This is a genomic window from Methylococcales bacterium (genome assembly GCA_030949405.1).
Classification (GTDB): domain Bacteria; phylum Pseudomonadota; class Gammaproteobacteria; order Methylococcales; family Methylomonadaceae; genus WTBX01.
In genome coordinates, this window is record JAUZSN010000002.1 from 540,191 (window position 1) to 557,523 (window position 17,333).

Annotated in this window: 17 protein-coding genes; 10 read left to right on the forward strand and 7 right to left on the reverse strand. The window is 39.1% G+C overall.

Annotation, left to right across the window (positions count from 1 at the left end; all coding sequences use genetic code 11):
* Positions 1-63 precede the first annotated feature (63 nt).
* The 10 genes from amoA (at position 64) to sucD (ending at position 13,445) form a co-directional block, all read left to right on the forward strand.
* On the forward strand, positions 64-813 hold the full coding sequence (amoA, locus tag Q9M50_02825; GenBank protein MDQ7089562.1) for a bacterial ammonia monooxygenase, subunit AmoA: 750 nt from the start codon (positions 64-66) through the stop codon (positions 811-813).
* A 103-nt stretch (positions 814-916) separates the two neighbouring features.
* Complete coding sequence (gene amoB / locus Q9M50_02830) at positions 917-2,161, forward strand: bacterial ammonia monooxygenase, subunit AmoB (protein MDQ7089563.1); 1,245 nt, start codon at positions 917-919, stop codon at positions 2,159-2,161.
* Between the two features lie 209 nt (positions 2,162-2,370).
* Positions 2,371-2,610: a DNA-directed RNA polymerase subunit omega gene (rpoZ, locus tag Q9M50_02835; protein MDQ7089564.1), complete on the forward strand. Its 240-nt coding sequence runs from the start codon at positions 2,371-2,373 to the stop codon at positions 2,608-2,610.
* Positions 2,611-2,625: 15 nt separating this feature from the next.
* The gene (locus Q9M50_02840) at positions 2,626-4,785 is read left to right on the forward strand and encodes a RelA/SpoT family protein (protein MDQ7089565.1); all 2,160 of its coding nucleotides are present in this window, start codon (positions 2,626-2,628) and stop codon (positions 4,783-4,785) included.
* A 1-nt stretch (position 4,786) separates the two neighbouring features.
* Positions 4,787-5,188, forward strand: a complete 402-nt coding sequence (locus Q9M50_02845; GenBank protein ID MDQ7089566.1) for a RidA family protein — start codon at positions 4,787-4,789, stop codon at positions 5,186-5,188.
* Positions 5,189-5,239: 51 nt separating this feature from the next.
* Positions 5,240-8,710, forward strand: a complete 3,471-nt coding sequence (gene mfd, locus Q9M50_02850; GenBank protein MDQ7089567.1) for a transcription-repair coupling factor — start codon at positions 5,240-5,242, stop codon at positions 8,708-8,710.
* 123 nt (positions 8,711-8,833) lie between these two features.
* Positions 8,834-9,982 (forward strand): fatty acid desaturase, encoded by a 1,149-nt coding sequence (locus tag Q9M50_02855; protein ID MDQ7089568.1) that lies wholly within the window; start codon positions 8,834-8,836, stop codon positions 9,980-9,982.
* 391 nt (positions 9,983-10,373) lie between these two features.
* Positions 10,374-11,324, forward strand: a complete 951-nt coding sequence (locus Q9M50_02860; protein ID MDQ7089569.1) for a CoA ester lyase — start codon at positions 10,374-10,376, stop codon at positions 11,322-11,324.
* Between the two features lie 37 nt (positions 11,325-11,361).
* A complete protein-coding gene (locus Q9M50_02865) occupies positions 11,362-12,558 on the forward strand; it encodes a malate--CoA ligase subunit beta (protein ID MDQ7089570.1) in 1,197 nt (398 codons plus the stop codon).
* Positions 12,558-13,445: a succinate--CoA ligase subunit alpha gene (gene sucD / locus Q9M50_02870; protein MDQ7089571.1), complete on the forward strand. Its 888-nt coding sequence runs from the start codon at positions 12,558-12,560 to the stop codon at positions 13,443-13,445. The genes Q9M50_02865 and sucD overlap by 1 nt, the downstream gene beginning before the upstream one ends.
* Positions 13,446-13,491: 46 nt before the next feature.
* On the opposite strand, the gene thiL is transcribed toward sucD, so the two are convergent.
* From thiL to Q9M50_02905, 7 genes are read right to left on the reverse strand one after another with little or no spacing between them, the layout of a single operon-like run.
* The gene (gene thiL, locus Q9M50_02875; GenBank protein MDQ7089572.1) at positions 13,492-14,427 is read right to left on the reverse strand and encodes a thiamine-phosphate kinase; all 936 of its coding nucleotides are present in this window, start codon (positions 14,425-14,427) and stop codon (positions 13,492-13,494) included.
* Between the two features lie 24 nt (positions 14,428-14,451).
* A complete protein-coding gene (nusB, locus tag Q9M50_02880) occupies positions 14,452-14,889 on the reverse strand; it encodes a transcription antitermination factor NusB (GenBank protein MDQ7089573.1) in 438 nt (145 codons plus the stop codon).
* Positions 14,890-15,369, reverse strand: coding sequence for a 6,7-dimethyl-8-ribityllumazine synthase (ribE, locus tag Q9M50_02885; protein MDQ7089574.1), 480 nt, complete (start codon positions 15,367-15,369; stop codon positions 14,890-14,892).
* A 39-nt stretch (positions 15,370-15,408) separates the two neighbouring features.
* The gene (locus Q9M50_02890; protein MDQ7089575.1) at positions 15,409-15,828 is read right to left on the reverse strand and encodes a hypothetical protein; all 420 of its coding nucleotides are present in this window, start codon (positions 15,826-15,828) and stop codon (positions 15,409-15,411) included.
* Positions 15,791-15,970, reverse strand: a complete 180-nt coding sequence (locus tag Q9M50_02895) for a hypothetical protein (protein MDQ7089576.1) — start codon at positions 15,968-15,970, stop codon at positions 15,791-15,793. The genes Q9M50_02890 and Q9M50_02895 overlap by 38 nt, the downstream gene beginning before the upstream one ends.
* 1 nt (position 15,971) lies before the next feature.
* A complete protein-coding gene (locus tag Q9M50_02900; protein MDQ7089577.1) occupies positions 15,972-16,592 on the reverse strand; it encodes a hypothetical protein in 621 nt (206 codons plus the stop codon).
* A complete protein-coding gene (locus tag Q9M50_02905) occupies positions 16,593-17,300 on the reverse strand; it encodes a HupE/UreJ family protein (GenBank protein ID MDQ7089578.1) in 708 nt (235 codons plus the stop codon).
* Positions 17,301-17,333 lie beyond the last annotated feature (33 nt).

The window sequence follows — 17,333 nt, forward strand, 5'->3', positions numbered from 1 at the left end:
TAGAAATAAAAGAGATAGTTAAAATAAAAAAATATATAATTTTAATTTTTAGGAGGTAAGCTAATGAGCGCATCTCAATCAGCTGTACGATCTCGTGCGGAAGCGGTACAAGTTTCTCGCACGTTTGACTGGATGATTCTTTTTACATTATTCACCGCGGTTCTTGGTGGGTATCACATCCACTATATGTTGACTGGTGGTGACTGGGATTTTTGGAGTGACTGGAAAGATAGACGTTTATGGGTAACTGTAGCACCTATCGTTTCGATTACTTTTCCAGCAGCCGTTCAATCTATGTTATGGTGGCGTTATCGCTTGCCTATCGGTGCAACAATTTCTGTTGTTGCTTTGATGTTAGGTGAGTGGATTAACAGATACTTAAACTTCTGGGGATGGACTTATTTCCCAGTAAACTTTTGTTTCCCATCTAACTTGATTCCAGGAGCTATTGTTCTTGACGTAATCTTAATGCTTGGTGGAAGCATGACGTTAACTGCTGTTGTTGGTGGTTTAGCGTGGGGTTTATTATTCTACCCAGGTAACTGGCCAATCATTGCACCATTACACGTACCTGTTGAGTACAATGGTATGATGATGACTTTAGCTGATTTACAAGGTTACCATTACGTACGTACTGGTACTCCTGAGTACATCAGAATGGTTGAAAAAGGTACATTAAGAACTTTCGGTAAAGACGTTGCTCCTGTATCAGCGTTCTTCTCTGGCTTTGTATCTATCATTATTTATTTCTTGTGGCATTTCTTCGGCAGATGGTTCTCTAAAACAGACTTCATCGCTGATGACGAACTATAGAAATAAGTAATAAATAAAGCTAAATTGAGAGCTGGTAGTGTTATTTTGTTTACTACCAGTTATATAATCTACAAATAGATTCTCTAGTAATAGAGGAGGATATATGAAAATAATCAAAGACAAAGTTTCTAAACTATCCTTTGTCGCGCTGTTGGCAACACTTTCAGCAGCGATGTTATATACGCCAACAGCTTCGGCTCACGGTGAAAAGTCGCAGGCCGCTTTTATGCGTATGCGTACGATTCACTGGTTTGACCTTGACTGGTCAAAAGACGAAGTGGCTATTAACGAGACAATGACAATTTCAGGTAAATTCCACGTTTTCGCGGGTTGGCCTGAAACAGTTGATAAACCAGAAGTTGCTTTCTTGAACATCGGTATTCCAGGACCTGTATTTATACGTGCGGGTTCTTGGATCGGTGGGCAGTTAGTTCCTCGTTCAGTAAGTTTAGAACTAGGTGATACTTATGAATTTAAAGTATTACTAAAAGCTCGTCGCCCTGGTGACTGGCATGTTCATACGATGATGAACGTTCAAGGTGGTGGTCCAATTATTGGTCCAGGTAAATGGGTAACTATTACTGGATCTATGGGCGAATTTGTTAACCCAATCGTAACATTGACTGGCGAAACAATTAACTTAGAAGATTATGCCTTAGATAATATCTATTTCTGGCATGCTTTCTGGTATGCGATTGGCTTAGCATGGTTGGCATTTTGGGTTAAACGCCCAATGTTTATTCCTCGTAGCCTCGCAATCGTTGATGGCAAAGCTGATACTTTAATTTCAGCTACTGATAAGAAAGTTGGTATGGCTTTTGCTTTAGCAACTGTTGTTATTGTTGCAGCGTCTATGGGCTCTACAAATGATAACTACCCTGTAACAACGCCTCTTCAAGCAGGCTTGATGCGTGGTATTCAGCCTATCGAAATGCCTACACCTACAGTATCTGTTAAAGTTGATGATGCTACTTACCGTGTTCCAGGTCGTGCTATGCAAATGACTTTGACAATCGTTAATAACGGTGATGTTGCGGTTCAATTAGGCGAATTCATGACAGCTTCTGTACGTTTCTTAGATGCTGGTGTTTATGAAGACGAATCAGGTTATCCTGATGACCTATTAGCAGAAGAAGGTTTAACTGTTTCTGATAACAGCCCTCTAGCTCCAGGTGAGACTAGAACTGTTGAAGTAACAGCTTCTGATGCTGCATGGGAAGTTTACCGTTTAGCTGACTTGATCTATGATCCAGACAGCCGTTTTGCTGGTTTACTATTCTTCTTTGATGAAGAAGGTAACCGTCAAATGGTTCAGGTTGACGCACCATTAATCCCATCTTTCATCTAATGGAAAATATCTAAGGACATTTGTTTTTAGATAGGGATAAGCCCTCACTATCGTAAGGTAGTGAGGGTTTTTTTTATGCTGGAAGAGGGAAATGATTAAAATAAAAATATCCATTAGTGAAAACGATGGTTTTTTTATATAATGAAGGATTATTCTTTAGATAAAAGAATAATAAATGATTGAAATTTTATAATAAAGAGATTAAAAATATGGCTAGAGTAACTATTGAAGATTGTTTAGAGCATGTAGAAAATCGTTTTAAACTGGTTTTATTATCAAGTAAGCGGGCGCGTCAGCTTAGTAAAGGGGCAGAGCCTTTTGTAAAAAGAGGTAAAGATAAAGATACCGTACTTGCATTGCGAGAAATTGCTCAAGGCGAAGTCACGGATGATAACATCGCGCTATTACACCAGGTGGGCGAAGTGCATTTATCGGGTATTAATATTTAACGAAACGAGTTTTTTATGCAAATAAGTCTCAAGGATAATAAAATTGAAGAACCCGAATGTAAATTAATTCGGCTTTTAAGTTTAATTTTAGAGCGTTATCTAGAGCGGCCGCAAATAGATAATGTTGTTGCGGCTTATGATTATGCACGTTTAGCGCATCAGGGACAATTTAGAAAAAGTGGTGAAGCTTATATTTGTCACCCCGTTTCAGTCGCTATTTTGTTAGCGGAAATGCAAATGGACATGCATGGCATTATTGCAGCTATTTTACATGATGTTATTGAAGATACCTCCATAACTAAAGAGGATATTGAAGTAGAATTTGGGCAGCAAGTTGCTGAGTTAGTGGATGGTGTAACGAAGCTAATTAAAATTGATGGTAAGTCGCGTGCCGAAACTCAAGCAGAAAGTGTGCGTAAAATGTTTTTGGCAATGGCGGTGGACTTACGTGTCATTATGGTAAAGCTTGCAGATCGTTTGCATAATATGCAAACATTAGAGTCGATGCCCGCAGTTAAAAAACGACGAATTGCCAAAGAAACAATGGATATTTATGTTCCCATTGCGAATCGTTTGAACATGAATGAAATGCGACATCAATTGGAGCTATTAAGTTTCAAATCAATGTACCCTTTGCGCCATAAAATTTTAAAACATGCGGTTAAAAAAGCGCGAGGTAATCGTAAAGAGATTATTGAAACGATTGAAAATGCCATTAAAAATCGTTTAACGGAAGTTCATTTAGATTGTGATACCCACGGGCGCGAGAAAAATCTTCCCAGTATTTATAAAAAAATGCAGCGTAAAAAAATATCATTTTCAGATGTTTTTGATGTGTATGCCTTTAGAATTTTTACGGAAGAAGTTGATAGCTGTTATCGTATTTTAGGGGGGGTACATGATTTATATAAGCCGATACCTGGACGATTTAAAGATTATATCGCCTTGCCAAAAGCCAACGGTTATCAAGCGTTGCATACAACGCTAAGTGGCCCTTATGGTGTTGCTATAGAGATTCAAATTAAAACCTATGAAATGCATAAAATATCCGAATCAGGTATTGCGGCACATTGGTTATATAAAGATAAGAGTAATTATAATTTTCAAGCGCAAGCCAATGAATGGTTGCGAGAATTACTTGAAATGCAGCAGGCCGCAGGAAACTCTTTAGAGTTTATAGAAAATTTAAAGATAGATTTATTTCCACAGGAAATATTTGTATTTACGCCTCAAGGGCAGGTTATAAAGTTACCGCGTGGGGCAACAGTGGTTGATTTTGCTTATGCCGTTCATACCGATATTGGAACGCATTGTAATTCGGCCCGTATCGACAAACAATTAGTTTCACTCCAAACGCCCTTAGAAAATGGAATTACCGTTGAAGTGATTACCACGAGTTGGGCAAGACCGAATGCAACATGGCTTAATTATGTCGTGACTGCAAAAGCGCGATTGGGTATTCGTAATTATTTAAAACATTTTAAGCAACAGGATGCCATTCAATTAGGACGGCGTTTATTAGAAAAAGAATTACACGATTTAGAGTCGTCATTAGATGAAATTCCTACGGAAAGAATGGAGGAATTATTAACCGTGATGAAATTAAAGTCGGTGGATGCGCTATTTGAAGACATTGGGCTGGGTAACAAAATGCCTTTTTTAGTGGCGAAACGTATTAAACAGGATGATATTTATGCGGCTGTAAAATTGGATAATAATGAAGGGAATAAAACGCCGCTCACGATAAAAGGAACAGAAGGAATGGTTGTTGCTTTAGCTAAGTGCTGTCATCCTATTCCAGGTGATTCTATTGTCGGTTATTTTAACCCAGGTAAGGGGATTGTGGTTCATCATCACGGGTGTCGTAATAGTTATGAGGTTAGAAAAAAACAAACCACATGGTTAGACGTTGAATGGTGTGAGGAGGCGGGTGGCGATTTTTCCACGGGAATTCGCTTAGAAGTGATGAATCAGCGAGGGACATTAGCGACCATTTCGGCTATTATCTCTAAAATGGAATCGAATATTGAAAATGTCAATGTTGCTAATCAGGATGATAAAATTTCAGTTGATTTAATTATGCTCTCGGTAAAAGATCGAGTGCATTTAGCGGCCATTATGCGGCAACTGAAAAAACTTCCTATTGTTTTAAAATTAACCCGAATTAAAGCGTAAAATGAAAAAAGAAATTATTCAGACAACAGCGGCTCCACAGGCAATAGGCTCTTATTCACAAGCCGTGCGAGTAGATAATACCGTTTACTTATCAGGACAAATTCCCTTAGTGCCAGCAACAATGGAGCTTGTTCAAGGTGATATTTCTACACATATTCAGCAGGTATTTGATAATTTAATGGCAGTTGCTCAGGCGGCTAATGGGGATTTAAGCAATATTGTTAAGTTAACCATTTTTTTAACGGATTTATCGCATTTTCCGATGGTCAATGAAATTATGGAACGCTATTTTGATAAGCCTTATCCTGCAAGAGCGGTTATTGGGGTTGCTGCACTCCCTAAAGGGGTTGAAGTCGAAATGGATGCGGTGATGGTTTTAAATAATGAAGACTATAGTTATTAACGCCTCTTTTTTTGCCTACGGTTCCCTTTGTGTTCTGCTTAACTGATTCTCATGCTCAATCAAAATTATTCTATTTTTTCGCCTAAAATTCCTCATAAACCAAAACTACCCGTTGTTTGGTCAGGATTAAAAGGATGCAGTGATGCGTTAGCGTTAGCGTCCGCGATTAAAAATGAAAATCGTTTATTTATTATTATTACGGTCGATACTCAGACTGCCTTACGATTAGAACATGAGTTAGCTTTTTTTTTAGACGATGAATACCCGATTTTAAAATTTCCTGACTGGGAAACGTTACCGTATGATGTCTTTTCTCCGTTACCTGAAATTATTTCAGAACGATTAAAAACCTTAGCGTTATTATCGCAAACTAAGCGTGGCGCGGTTGTTATTTCATTAGCGACGTTAATGCACCGTTTAGCCCCAAGAGAGCATGTTCTTGCTCATAGCTTTGTCTTGGCGGTGGGTGGAACGTTTAACTTAGAATTAAACCGTCGAAAGCTTGAAAGTGTCGGTTATCAATGTGTCTCCCAAGTTTATCAACATGCTGAATTTGCGGTACGTGGATCCATTGTTGATTTATTTCCGATGGGCAGCTCTAAACCTTATCGGATCGAATTATTTGATGATGAAATTGAATCAATACGAACCTTTGATGTTGAAACTCAAATGTCACTTGAAAAGGTGGCGCGTATTGAATTATTTCCTGCACGTGAATTTCCTTTAACCGATGAATCAATAAAACTCTTTCGTCAACAATTTAGGCAGAAATTTCCAAAAACATCTGCATCAAATAGTTTATACGTTGATGTGAGTAAGGGGATTATGCCCAGTGGAATCGAGTATTATTTACCCTTATTTGTGAATCATACCGAGTCCTTATTTGATTATTTACCTGAGAGTAGTGTTTTAGTTTTACCCGCTGAATTTGAAGCGATTGCTACCCATTTTTATGACGAGGCACAGGTTCGTTTTGAACAACGAAAATATGATCTTGAACGCCCGATTCTTAACCCAGAACACTTATTTTTAGAAACAGCGATTTTTTTAGAGCGTATTAATGTTTTTAAACGTATTATTTTAAGTAATGAGCTTGAAAATGAAGGGATTAGTTTTAGTGGTGATAATTTACCTGATTTGATGATTGATGGTCGGTTAAAGCAGCCTGCGGAGCGGTTGCAAAATTTTATTAAAAATTTTGATGGAAAAACGTTATTAATTGCGGAAACTGCGGGGCATAGAGAAGCCTTAATCGAGAAACTTACGCACTATCGGTTCCGTTTTAAACAAGTAAAAAACTGGGCGCAATTTTTAGAGTCAGAACATCCCGTAAGTTTATTGGTTGCCCCTTTATATTTAGGCCTTTATTTACAAAACCCAGCGATTGCGATTATTCCTGAAAATAAATTATCAGGCGAAAAAATCCAGCAGCGAAAACGGCGGAAGTCTGCGGTTAAAGAGCTGGAAAATATGGTTAATAACCTGAATGAATTAACCCTGAGTGATCCCGTTGTCCATAGGGAGCATGGGGTGGGTCGTTATTTGGGTTTACAGATATTAACGGTGGGTGGCGTTAAGGCTGAATTTTTAAGCCTTGAGTATGCAAAAGGTGACAAAATTTATGTTCCCGTTACCTCATTAAATTTAATTGGTCGTTATACAGGGATGGGTGCAGAAACCGCGCCTTTGCATAAATTAGGGGCCGATCAATGGACGAAAGCAAAACAAAAAGCGATTGCTCGCGTACGGGATGTGGCCGCAGAGTTATTGGATATTCATGCCCAACGCGCCTTAAAATCAGGACATGCATTTAAAATTGATGCAGATGAGTATTTATCCTTTTCGGAAGCCTTTCCTTTTGAAGAAACGCCCGATCAACAAACAGCCATTGAAACTATTTTAGAGGATATGCAAAATGCTCAACCGATGGATCGGGTGGTTTGTGGGGATGTAGGGTTTGGTAAAACAGAAGTTGCGATGCGGGCGGCTTTTATTGCGGTACAAAGTGGGAAACAAGTCGCGGTCTTAGTCCCAACGACCTTATTAGCGCAGCAACATTTTCAAAATTTTCGTGACCGTTTTGCGGATTGGCCGATACGGGTTGAAGTGGCCTCGCGTTTTGTGACCGCTAAACAACAAAAAAAAGTGAAGGATGAATTAGCGATAGGGACCGTTGATATTATTATTGGCACGCATAAATTACTTTTAAAAACGATTAAATACAAGCAATTAGGCTTAGTCATTATTGATGAGGAGCATCGATTTGGTGTTCGTCAAAAAGAACATTTTAAAAAATTAAGAAGTGAATTAGATTTATTAACATTAACCGCCACCCCTATTCCACGTACTTTAAATATGGCGATGTCAGGGTTGCGTAATATTTCAATTATTGCCACGCCGCCGCCTAATCGTCATCCGATTAAAACCTTTATTAGTGAATGGGTTGATGCTCAAATAAAAGAAGCCTGCCAGCGAGAAATTAAACGCGGAGGGCAGGTTTTCTTTTTGCATAATAACGTTAAAACCATGGAAAAAATGGCGTTAACATTGGAAGCATTAATTCCAGAAGCGCGCATCGAAATTGCACACGGGCAAATGCCTGAGCGAAAATTAGAACGGATTATGCTGGATTTTTATCATCAGCGTTTTAATTTATTATTGAGTACGACAATTATTGAAAGTGGCATTGATTTACCAACGGCGAATACCATTATTATTAACCGCGCGGATAAATTAGGGTTGGCACAATTACATCAATTACGGGGAAGAGTCGGACGCTCTCATCATCGTGCGTATGCGTATTTTGTTGTTCCGTCTAAAAGTTTGATGACTAAAGATGCCATAAAACGCTTAGAAGCGGTTGAAGCATCTGGGGATTTAGGGGCGGGCTTTATGTTGTCCTCTCATGATTTAGAAATCCGTGGGGCGGGTGAGTTATTAGGCGATGGACAAAGTGGTCAAATTCAAGAGGTTGGATTTTCACTGTATACTGAATTATTAGAAAAAGCGGTCAGTGCTTTAAAATCAGGTCATCAACCTGAACTCGAACTTTCTTTAGACACGGGGGTTGAAGTTAATTTACACGTTCCCGCGTTAATTCCTGATGATTATTTGCCTGATATTCATGCGCGATTAGTTTTATATAAACGAATTGCAAGTATGGAAACACACGCAGAATTACAGGCGTTAAAAATTGAAATAATCGACCGATTTGGCCTGTTTTCGGAGGCTGTAAAAGCCTTGTTTTTTGTCAGTGAAATTAAACAACGCGCTAAGGCATTGAATTTGAAAAAAATTGAATTTAATAGTGACGGCGGGCGGTTTGTTTTTAGTAAAAAAACGACGATTAATAGCGAACAATTAATTATATTAGTGCAAACACAGGCGACATGCTATCAGTTGAAAGGGATGGAGCAGTTAAAAATAATGAAAAAACTTACCGATCTGGAAGAAAAGGTTCTCTTTATTAAGCAACTTTTAAAACAGCTTAGCCCGATAAGGGATGAAGTATCCAAAACTTAGCGGCGTAAGAGGGAGTTGGTCGTTTAAAGCGAATTATTTTTTGGAATGTTATTTAATTTTACGTTCCTAACGTAACCCATATATTTGAGTCGTGGACTTATTATTTTTAGGAGTAACAGAAAGTTGAAATTGAAGAGTTATCAAACGGTTGATAGAGAGCAATTAGCAAAAGATTTAGATGAAATTCATCGTGATATTTTGGCGCGTGTGGGTGAAAATGATTTTAAACATTTAAAAAAAATGGAACGCTGGGGGCGTATTTGTTCAATACTGGGTTATGGCACCGCATGGATTTTTCCTAATCCATTTTCGGCCTTATTAATAAGCCAAGGAAGTTTTACCCGCTGGACACAAATGACGCACCCGATTATTCATAAAGGTTATGATAAAATCTCTAAAATCCCTGATAGCTATACCAGTAAAAAATTTGCACAAGGGTGGCGACGTTTTTTGGATTGGCCCGATTGGATTACTCCCGAAGGTTGGCATCAAGAACATGATATTTTACATCATTATAATTTAGGTGAAAAAATTGACCCCGATCATTTACAACATAATTTAAAATGGTTGCGTGAATCAAACATACCGATGAGTTTACGGTTTGTCATTATTGGGTTATTTACCACGATTTGGAAGGTACTTTATTATGCCCCAAGAGCGCATAAAGAATTACACCTGAGTCGGGCAAGACAAAAAAGAGAAACCATTCCTAAAATGACGCGTATAGGCGCATGGAGCTTATTTACCCAACAGGGACGAGCCTTATGGTCACAGAGTATTCTTCCTTATGTGACGTTTCGATTTGTATTTTTACCGTTATTATTTTTACCGTTTAGCTCCTTTGCCGCCATGAGTGTGTTATTAACCTCGGTTTTAGCTGAAATTTTTACCAACATGCACGCCTTTTTAGTCATTATTCCTAATCATGCGGGGGATGATGTGATGATGTTTGATGAACGGGGCAAAGGCAAGGGAGAATTTTATTTGAGACAAATACTAGGTTCGGTTAATTATCCGACAGGATCGGATGCGAATGACTTCTTTTATGGATGGTTGAATTATCAAGTTGAGCATCATTTATGGCCTGACATCCCTTTAAATCAATACCAATATGCACAACCTAAAGTCGTTGAAGTGTGTAAAAAACATGGGATTCCCTATTGTCAGGATTTGGTTTTTAAACGCTTATTTAAAGCGATTGATATTATGGTGGGACGAACATCAATGATTACCGCCCATCCAACGATAAAAGATCCGAGTATTGTTAAATAAAATGATGGGTATTACTGGTCTTAGCTAATCTATAAAAAAGTTTGGAATATAAAACATGTTTTGTACGCCAGACTTTTAGTCTAATCTTACGTTTTATTGAGATGCGAAACATCGTATCTCTATGAGACTGTGTTAATCCTATATTGATAAACGGGCTATTTGTTGAAAAATAAGTGTCTTTTTAAATTCCTCAAAAAATTATGAGTAAAGAGCTTGAAGTTTCTAACTTAAATTAGCTTTGAAATCAATAAAATATAAACAATGATAACGCCATTTAAGCGAACGAGCCTAAAATTAGGCTGTATAATGGTGGGTTTTTTCAATTCTTAAATTAACCCTAAATTTAAAGAATATCCTTCATTATTAAATTACATAACAGAAGAAAGCAATTATGAGTCATACTTTATATGAAGCTAATGCACAGCGTGTGCAACGTTGTGAGCTTGCCGTACCGGGTTCTAACCCTTCAATGTTCGAAAAAGCCCTTACAAGTGGTGTCGATTTTATTTTCTTAGATTTAGAGGATGCGGTCGCCCCTGATGATAAATTACAAGCCCGTAAAAATGTCATCGAAGCCATTAATGATTTAGATTGGGAAGGCCATGGGGTTACGATCTCAGTGCGTATCAATGGCTTAGATACGCAGTATATGGTAAGAGATGTGGTTAATTTAGTCGAGCAATGTGGTGATAAATTAAAAACCATCTTAATTCCTAAAGTCGGCGTTTATGCGGATGTTTATATGGTTGAAGCGATGCTTAATCAACTTGAAATGCAGCAAGGTTTGAAAAACCGTATTGGTATTGAGGCCTTAATTGAAACGGCATTGGGTATGGCGAATGTTGAAGATATTGCTAAACAAGGGGCTTTGGGCGGACGTTTGGAAGCTCTGCATTTTGGTGTAGCGGATTATGCGGCGAGTAATCGGGCTAGAACCACTAATATTGGAGGCTTAAACCCTGATTATCCAGGCGATCAATGGCATTTTGCCATTAGTCGAATGACGGTTGCGTGTCGTGCGTATGGTTTACGTCCGATTGATGGCCCTTTTGGGGATATTAAAGATCCTGACGGTTATAAAGACGCGGCAAGACGTGCTGCTGCCTTAGGCTGTGAAGGAAAATGGGCGATTCATCCTTCGCAAGTTGCTTTAGCGAATGAAGTTTTTACGCCACCGAAAGCTGAAATAGAAAAAGCTCATCGTATTTTAGAGGCACTGAAAGAAGCGGCGGAACAAGGTAAAGGGGCGGCGGCATTAGACGGGCGTTTAATTGATGCGGCTTCTGAAAAAATGGCGAGTAATTTAGTTAAAACAGCCGAAGCGATTGCAGCTAAGCAATAATTAATCGCTATTTTTTATTTAGATAAAGAGAGATGCTATGGATATTCATGAATATCAAGCAAAAGAAATTCTAGCCCGTTATGGGGTGAAAACGCCTGAAAGTGGTTTGGCTTATAGTCCTGAACAAGCGATACAACAAAGCCATGAAATTGGTGGTGATCTTTGGGCGGTGAAAGCACAAATTCATTCGGGCGCACGCGGTAAAGCAGGGGGCGTTAAAATTTGTAAAACGCATGATGAGATTGAGGCGGCGGCTGATTATATGCTAGGGCGTAAATTAGTGACCCATCAAACAGGTCCTGCGGGGAAAATTTGCGGTCGGCTTTATATTGAAGCGGGGACGGATATTGCTAAAGAACTTTATTTTTGTTTTTTAGTTGATCGGGTCTCTGAGCGTATCGTGATGGTAGGGTCTGCTCAAGGGGGGATGGAAATTGAAGAGTTAGCCGAATCAAACCCTGAGGCCATTACTAAAATTTATATTGACCCCGCTGTGGGTTTATTAGATTTTCAAGCGCGTGAAATGGCGTTTGTTTTAGGCTTAGAATCCTCTCAAATTAGTCAAGCGGTTAAATTAATTCAGGGCTGTTATCATGCTATGCGTGATTTAGATGCCAATATGTTAGAAATTAACCCTTTAGTGGTGACTCCTAATGGTGAGTTAGTAGTCCTTGATGCCAAAATGGGGTTTGATGATAATGCCTTATTTCGCCAACAAAAAATTGCTGAGTTACGCGATAAAACGCAAGAAGATCCACGCGAAATGGCGGCCTCTGATCGGGGTTTAAGTTATGTCGGCTTAGACGGTGATATTGGCTGTATGATTAATGGAGCGGGCTTGGCAATGGCCACAATGGATATGATTAAATTGGCAGGGGGCGAGCCAGCTAACTTTTTAGATGTGGGCGGTGGTGCATCACCCGAACGAACTGAAAAAGCCTTCCGATTAGTGTTAGCCGATAAAAATGTTAAAGCCATGCTAGTTAATATTTTTGCAGGAATTAATCGTTGTGATTGGATTGCAGAAGGTGTGGTTCATGCGGTTCAAAAAATTGATATGAAAATTCCTCTTATTGTTCGTTTGTCAGGCACTCATGTTGAAGCAGGACGAAAAATTATTGCTGAGAGTGGTTTACCTATTTTAACGGCGGAAACGTTGGCAGAAGCGGCGGAACTTGCAGTGAAGGCGCGTAATCAACAAGTGGCTAAAGAGCTGGCTGAGGAAGTGGCATAATGTCTATTTTTATTAATGAAAAAACTAGGATTATCATTCAAGGTTTTACAGGAAAAATTGGTACTTTTCACGCTCAAGACATGATTAATTATGGCTCTAATGTCGTGGGTGGGATTACGCCAGGCAAAGGAGGGCAAACCCATTTAGAGTTACCTGTTTTTAATACGGTTAAAGAATCGGTGGAGCAAGAAGGGGCGGATGCCAGTATTATTTTTGTTCCGCCTGCTTATGCGGCTGACTCCATTATGGAGGCGGCGGAAGCGGGTATTAAATATTGTGTGGCGATTACGGATGGAATTCCTACGCAAGATATGATGAAAGTGAAGCAATATTTACGCAAATTTTCACCTGAAGAACGGATGATTTTAACAGGGCCTAATTGTGCAGGAACGATTAGCCCAGGAAAATCAATGCTGGGTATTATGCCAGGGCATATTTATACGGCAGGTAATATAGGCGTTGTTGGACGTTCAGGCACTTTAGGTTATGAAGCGGCTGACCAAATGAAACGGTTAGGCATTGGTATTTCAACATCAGTCGGTATTGGGGGTGATCCCATTAATGGCAGCTCTCATCGTGACATCATGGCACAATTTGAACAAGATGATGAAACGAAAGTGGTGTTAATGATTGGTGAAATCGGTGGGCCTCAAGAAGTGGAGGCGGGGTTATTCGCCAAAGAAAGTATGAGTAAACCCGTGGTGGCTTATATTGCTGGATTAACAGCGCCTAAAGGGCGGCGTATGGGTCATGCAGGAGCAATTATTTCGGAATCAGGGGAATCTGCGGCTGAAAAAGTTGAAATGCTGACTGAACTGGGTGTGACGATTGCACCGACGCCCGCAGCAATGGGTGAAACGGTTGCTCGTGTCTTAGCTGGACTTTAATGAATGGAAGAGCCGATGATTTGTTGGCTCTTACTTTATCTATTTTTTATGAAAAATGCTCATAACCTTGAGCATTCATGTTTATTATTTTGCCTTGGTATTGAATAGACATTTTTTTATCCGCCGTGATCATTCCAATTTGTTGGCAATCAATGTTTAATTGAGCCGCATTTTCGGGAGGAAGGGTAAAACAGAGCTGATAATCATCCCCTGCAATAAGGGGAAGTTGCCAATCCCCCGTCTTTTTAATATAGGTTTTTACGTCATTAGAAAGAGGCAGTTTATCAAACTCTATTAACGCGCCTACGTTACTTTTTTCTAAAATATGTCCTAAATCGGCGACCACGCCATCCGATATATCTATACACGCATGAGCAAGGTCTCTAATCGCTAAACCGTCATTAATACACGGTAACGGTTGATTAAATTGTTGTAGGGCGTGTGCTGGGTTCTCACAATAATAGCCTTGTTTTATCTTCAGCCCTAAGCCTGCATCGCCTATCTTTCCCGTGACATAAATTAAATCACCGATTTGTGCTTTTGAGCGGGTCATGGCTTTATTTTTTGGAACAACTCCCAAGGCTTGAACGGTTAACGTTAACGCGCCACGGGTTGTATCGCCGCCAATTAAATCGACGTTATAGTGATCGGCTAAGGATAAAAAGCCCTTAGAGAATTTAGCCAGCCAGTTTTCATTAATATGGGGCAAGGTTAAGGCTAAAGTAACCGAAACAGGTTTTGCGCCCATGCTGGCTAAATCGCTTAGATTAACGGCAAGTAATTTATGCCCTAAATGATAGGGATCAACCTCTTTAAAAAAATGTACATTTTCGACCATAGTATCGGTGGTAATTGCAAGCTGATACCCGTCTGGAATGTCCATTAAGGCACAATCATCCCCAACCCCCAATTGATTGATAGGGTTTTTTAACGAGGGTTGGGTAAAAAACCGCTGTATGAGGCCAAATTCTGAAAGTGCCATTTTTTTAAATCAATAAATTGAAGGTTATTTTTTAGTTTTTGGCGACTTTATTTCGGCAGAGCGTTTTTTTTTGGCCACCTTATCTAAAATACTATTAATGTATTTATGCGAGCCTTCCGCGCCAAAATGTTTGGCTAAATTAACCCCTTCATTAATAATTACTCGATAGGGAGTATCCAGAAAATTAATCAGTTCATAAACGCCCAGCCTTAAAATAGCTCGTTCCACAGGATCAATTTTATTGACCTCGCGATCTACAAATTCAGCAAGCGCGTCATCAATAACGTCTACTTGTTTAGGGACTCCATGAAAGATTTCTTTAAAGTAACTTTTTTGCGCGCCTTTTAAACGTTCTTCTTCAAGAAAATCCATTTCAATGGTGTTAAGGTTATTACCGGTCATTTGCCATTGATAAAGTGCTTGGACGGCACATTTTCGAGCATTGGTTTTTGCTTGACTCATTTACAAGGCTTCCAAGTTATTAAATAAACTCACCATTTCGATCGCCGACATCGCCGCCTCTCCACCTTTATTACCTGCCTTTGTCCCTGCACGTTCAATGGCTTGTTCTATTGTATCCACGGTTAAAACTCCAAAACTGACAGGAATGTCGTACTGTAAAGAAACTTGGGCAATGCCCTTAACACATTCGCCTGCAACGTATTCAAAATGGGGTGTTCCCCCGCGAATAACCGCGCCTAAAGCAATGATGGCATCATATTTTTTCATGGCCGCAACTCGTTGAACCACCATCGGTAATTCAAACGCACCAGGGGCTTTGATAAGATCAATATCATCTTTGTTAGCACCATGACGGACCAAGGTATCAATAGCTCCGCCTTCAAGTTGTTGGACAATAAAACTATTAAAACGGGAGGCGACAATGCAAAATTTACTCCCTTGTATAGTGAGGTTTCCTTCAATAATGTTAATGTGTGGCATAATTTTTGTGGGTAAATAATATAAAAATAAAAATAGTTTTTAGCTAATATCTTGAAAAAAATGAGACAAACTTTCAATGGTTGCAGCTTTTTTTAATAAGGGAAAGAGAGACGGTTCATTGAGGTTGAATAATAATTGTTTTTGTTGAACGGACAGGGGATCAAAACGAGATTCTAAAACAATAATGAGAGAACTTAACGTTGCTTCGGTTCGCCCTTCAGTACGCCCTTGGCTGCGTCCTTCAGTACGCCCCTCTACTAGCCCCGCTATTTTTCCTTCCGCTTGGCCTTTAATAAAATAACTTTGAGCATACGGCTCTTTAGTTGCATCTATCATGGTTTTTACCTCATTAATTGATTGGTAAATATGCTCGAGTTGTTGGTAATCATCCAATGATTTTTTACCGCGAAAAACAAGCTGTTTAAACCAATTCAGTTTTTTTGTAATGTTTAGAAACAAAGGATTTATCAATTTTTTGGCAATGGGTAAAATCAATTTCTTTAACCCAATCTTCGGTAACAAAAGTTTCAATGAGTTCACGAAAAAATTGTTTATTAGAAAATAATCGCTTGTAACCTTTATCATGTAAATTTTCAGGCACGTTACATTAATCCTAAAATTTTATAATTTCCTTTGGTTTTTAAAATGAGTCTTATGGGCGATTGGGTTTTATTTTCCCAATACCAGCCATGTGATCCTGCAAAGGGTGTGGTTAATGTTCCACTGGATTTATTATCGGTAGTGAGTTTGTAGCTTTTAAAATAGCCTGTGGTATTGCCTTTGGGTTCACCATGAAAATCAAAATGCAGCTTTTCACCCTCAGTTTGCCATTCAAAACCTAAATTTTCACCTTTTTCAAGATAAAATTTATATTCTAATCCTTTCATTGCAGGAACGATAATAGTCACCGTATCTATCCACATATTTTCCAAATCACGTTTAATTTCGGCCATTTGTGCTTCAACGCGCTTGGGGTCAACTACGGTAATATTAATCGCATCGGGTATATGGGATTTAGGATGCCCCGAAATAGCAGGCGTTGATTTTTTTGTCGGGGCAAGCTGGTTTAGCCCCATTATTTTTCCCAGCCCTGTGGGGTCAATATTATATTCGGCGGGTAACACTGCAACCACGAGTATAATAAGGGCTAATAGACTGGCCAATGCCGTAGAAATAAACAGTGTTTTAAGGGAGTGTACTGGGGGAGTAAATTCATTCATCATTTAAGTAGAGATCAAATAGCCTGTTAATTGGTAGCCGAATAAAACAAAACCCCCTGTCATTAGCAAGGTATTCGTTGTCGTTGAAAAATGATAATAACTTTTATGTCGTCGCCAAAATCCAAGCGCGATTAAAATAAAAAAGAGAGCGATAAATTGACCCAGTTCTACGCCGATATTAAAGGCTATCAAGTTTTTCCATAGGGCTTGTTGCGGTAAATTAAAATCCTGTAATTTAGTCGCTAGGCCAAAGCCATGACATAAGCCAAAAATAACCACCGCTACTTTCGTATTGGGTTGGAAGCCTAGTAATCGTTTAAAGCCACCTAAATTATCAAAGCCTTTATAGACAATAGATAAGCCAATAATAGCATCAATTAAATACGCATTGACGGCAATATTTTCTAAAACGCCAAAGAGTAAGGTAATACTATGTCCGAGGGTGAATAAGCTGACATAGATTAATATATCTTTTGGGCGAAATAAAAAGAAAATAACCCCAACTAGAAATAATAAATGATCGTAACCTGTCACCATGTGTTTTGCACCAATATATAAAAAAGGTGCAATCGCCAGCCCTTGCTGGTTACGCAAAAAATCTTCGGTATGGCTATCAACACCATGCGCGAAAAGATTAAAACTTGCCAAGAGTAGCAATAAAAGTAGGCTATAAAATCGGACTGAAGAGGATAGTATTCGGGGCCTTTGCAAAATTTTGTTACCTAAAATCAAAATAAGCTGACT

What these genes read in the sequence shown, in the direction of transcription:
- amoA (MDQ7089562.1), top strand. Translation starts at nt 64, where the DNA reads ATGAGCGCATCTCAATCAGCTGTACGATCTCGTGCGGAAGCGGTACAA.
- amoB (MDQ7089563.1), top strand. Translation starts at nt 917, where the DNA reads ATGAAAATAATCAAAGACAAAGTTTCTAAACTATCCTTTGTCGCGCTG.
- rpoZ (MDQ7089564.1), top strand. Translation starts at nt 2,371, where the DNA reads ATGGCTAGAGTAACTATTGAAGATTGTTTAGAGCATGTAGAAAATCGT.
- Q9M50_02840 (MDQ7089565.1), top strand. Translation starts at nt 2,626, where the DNA reads ATGCAAATAAGTCTCAAGGATAATAAAATTGAAGAACCCGAATGTAAA.
- Q9M50_02845 (MDQ7089566.1), top strand. Translation starts at nt 4,787, where the DNA reads ATGAAAAAAGAAATTATTCAGACAACAGCGGCTCCACAGGCAATAGGC.
- mfd (MDQ7089567.1), top strand. Translation starts at nt 5,240, where the DNA reads ATGCTCAATCAAAATTATTCTATTTTTTCGCCTAAAATTCCTCATAAA.
- Q9M50_02860 (MDQ7089569.1), top strand. Translation starts at nt 10,374, where the DNA reads ATGAGTCATACTTTATATGAAGCTAATGCACAGCGTGTGCAACGTTGT.
- Q9M50_02865 (MDQ7089570.1), top strand. Translation starts at nt 11,362, where the DNA reads ATGGATATTCATGAATATCAAGCAAAAGAAATTCTAGCCCGTTATGGG.
- sucD (MDQ7089571.1), top strand. Translation starts at nt 12,558, where the DNA reads ATGTCTATTTTTATTAATGAAAAAACTAGGATTATCATTCAAGGTTTT.
- thiL (MDQ7089572.1), bottom strand. Translation starts at nt 14,427, where the DNA reads ATGGCACTTTCAGAATTTGGCCTCATACAGCGGTTTTTTACCCAACCC.
- nusB (MDQ7089573.1), bottom strand. Translation starts at nt 14,889, where the DNA reads ATGAGTCAAGCAAAAACCAATGCTCGAAAATGTGCCGTCCAAGCACTT.
- ribE (MDQ7089574.1), bottom strand. Translation starts at nt 15,369, where the DNA reads ATGCCACACATTAACATTATTGAAGGAAACCTCACTATACAAGGGAGT.
- Q9M50_02900 (MDQ7089577.1), bottom strand. Translation starts at nt 16,592, where the DNA reads ATGATGAATGAATTTACTCCCCCAGTACACTCCCTTAAAACACTGTTT.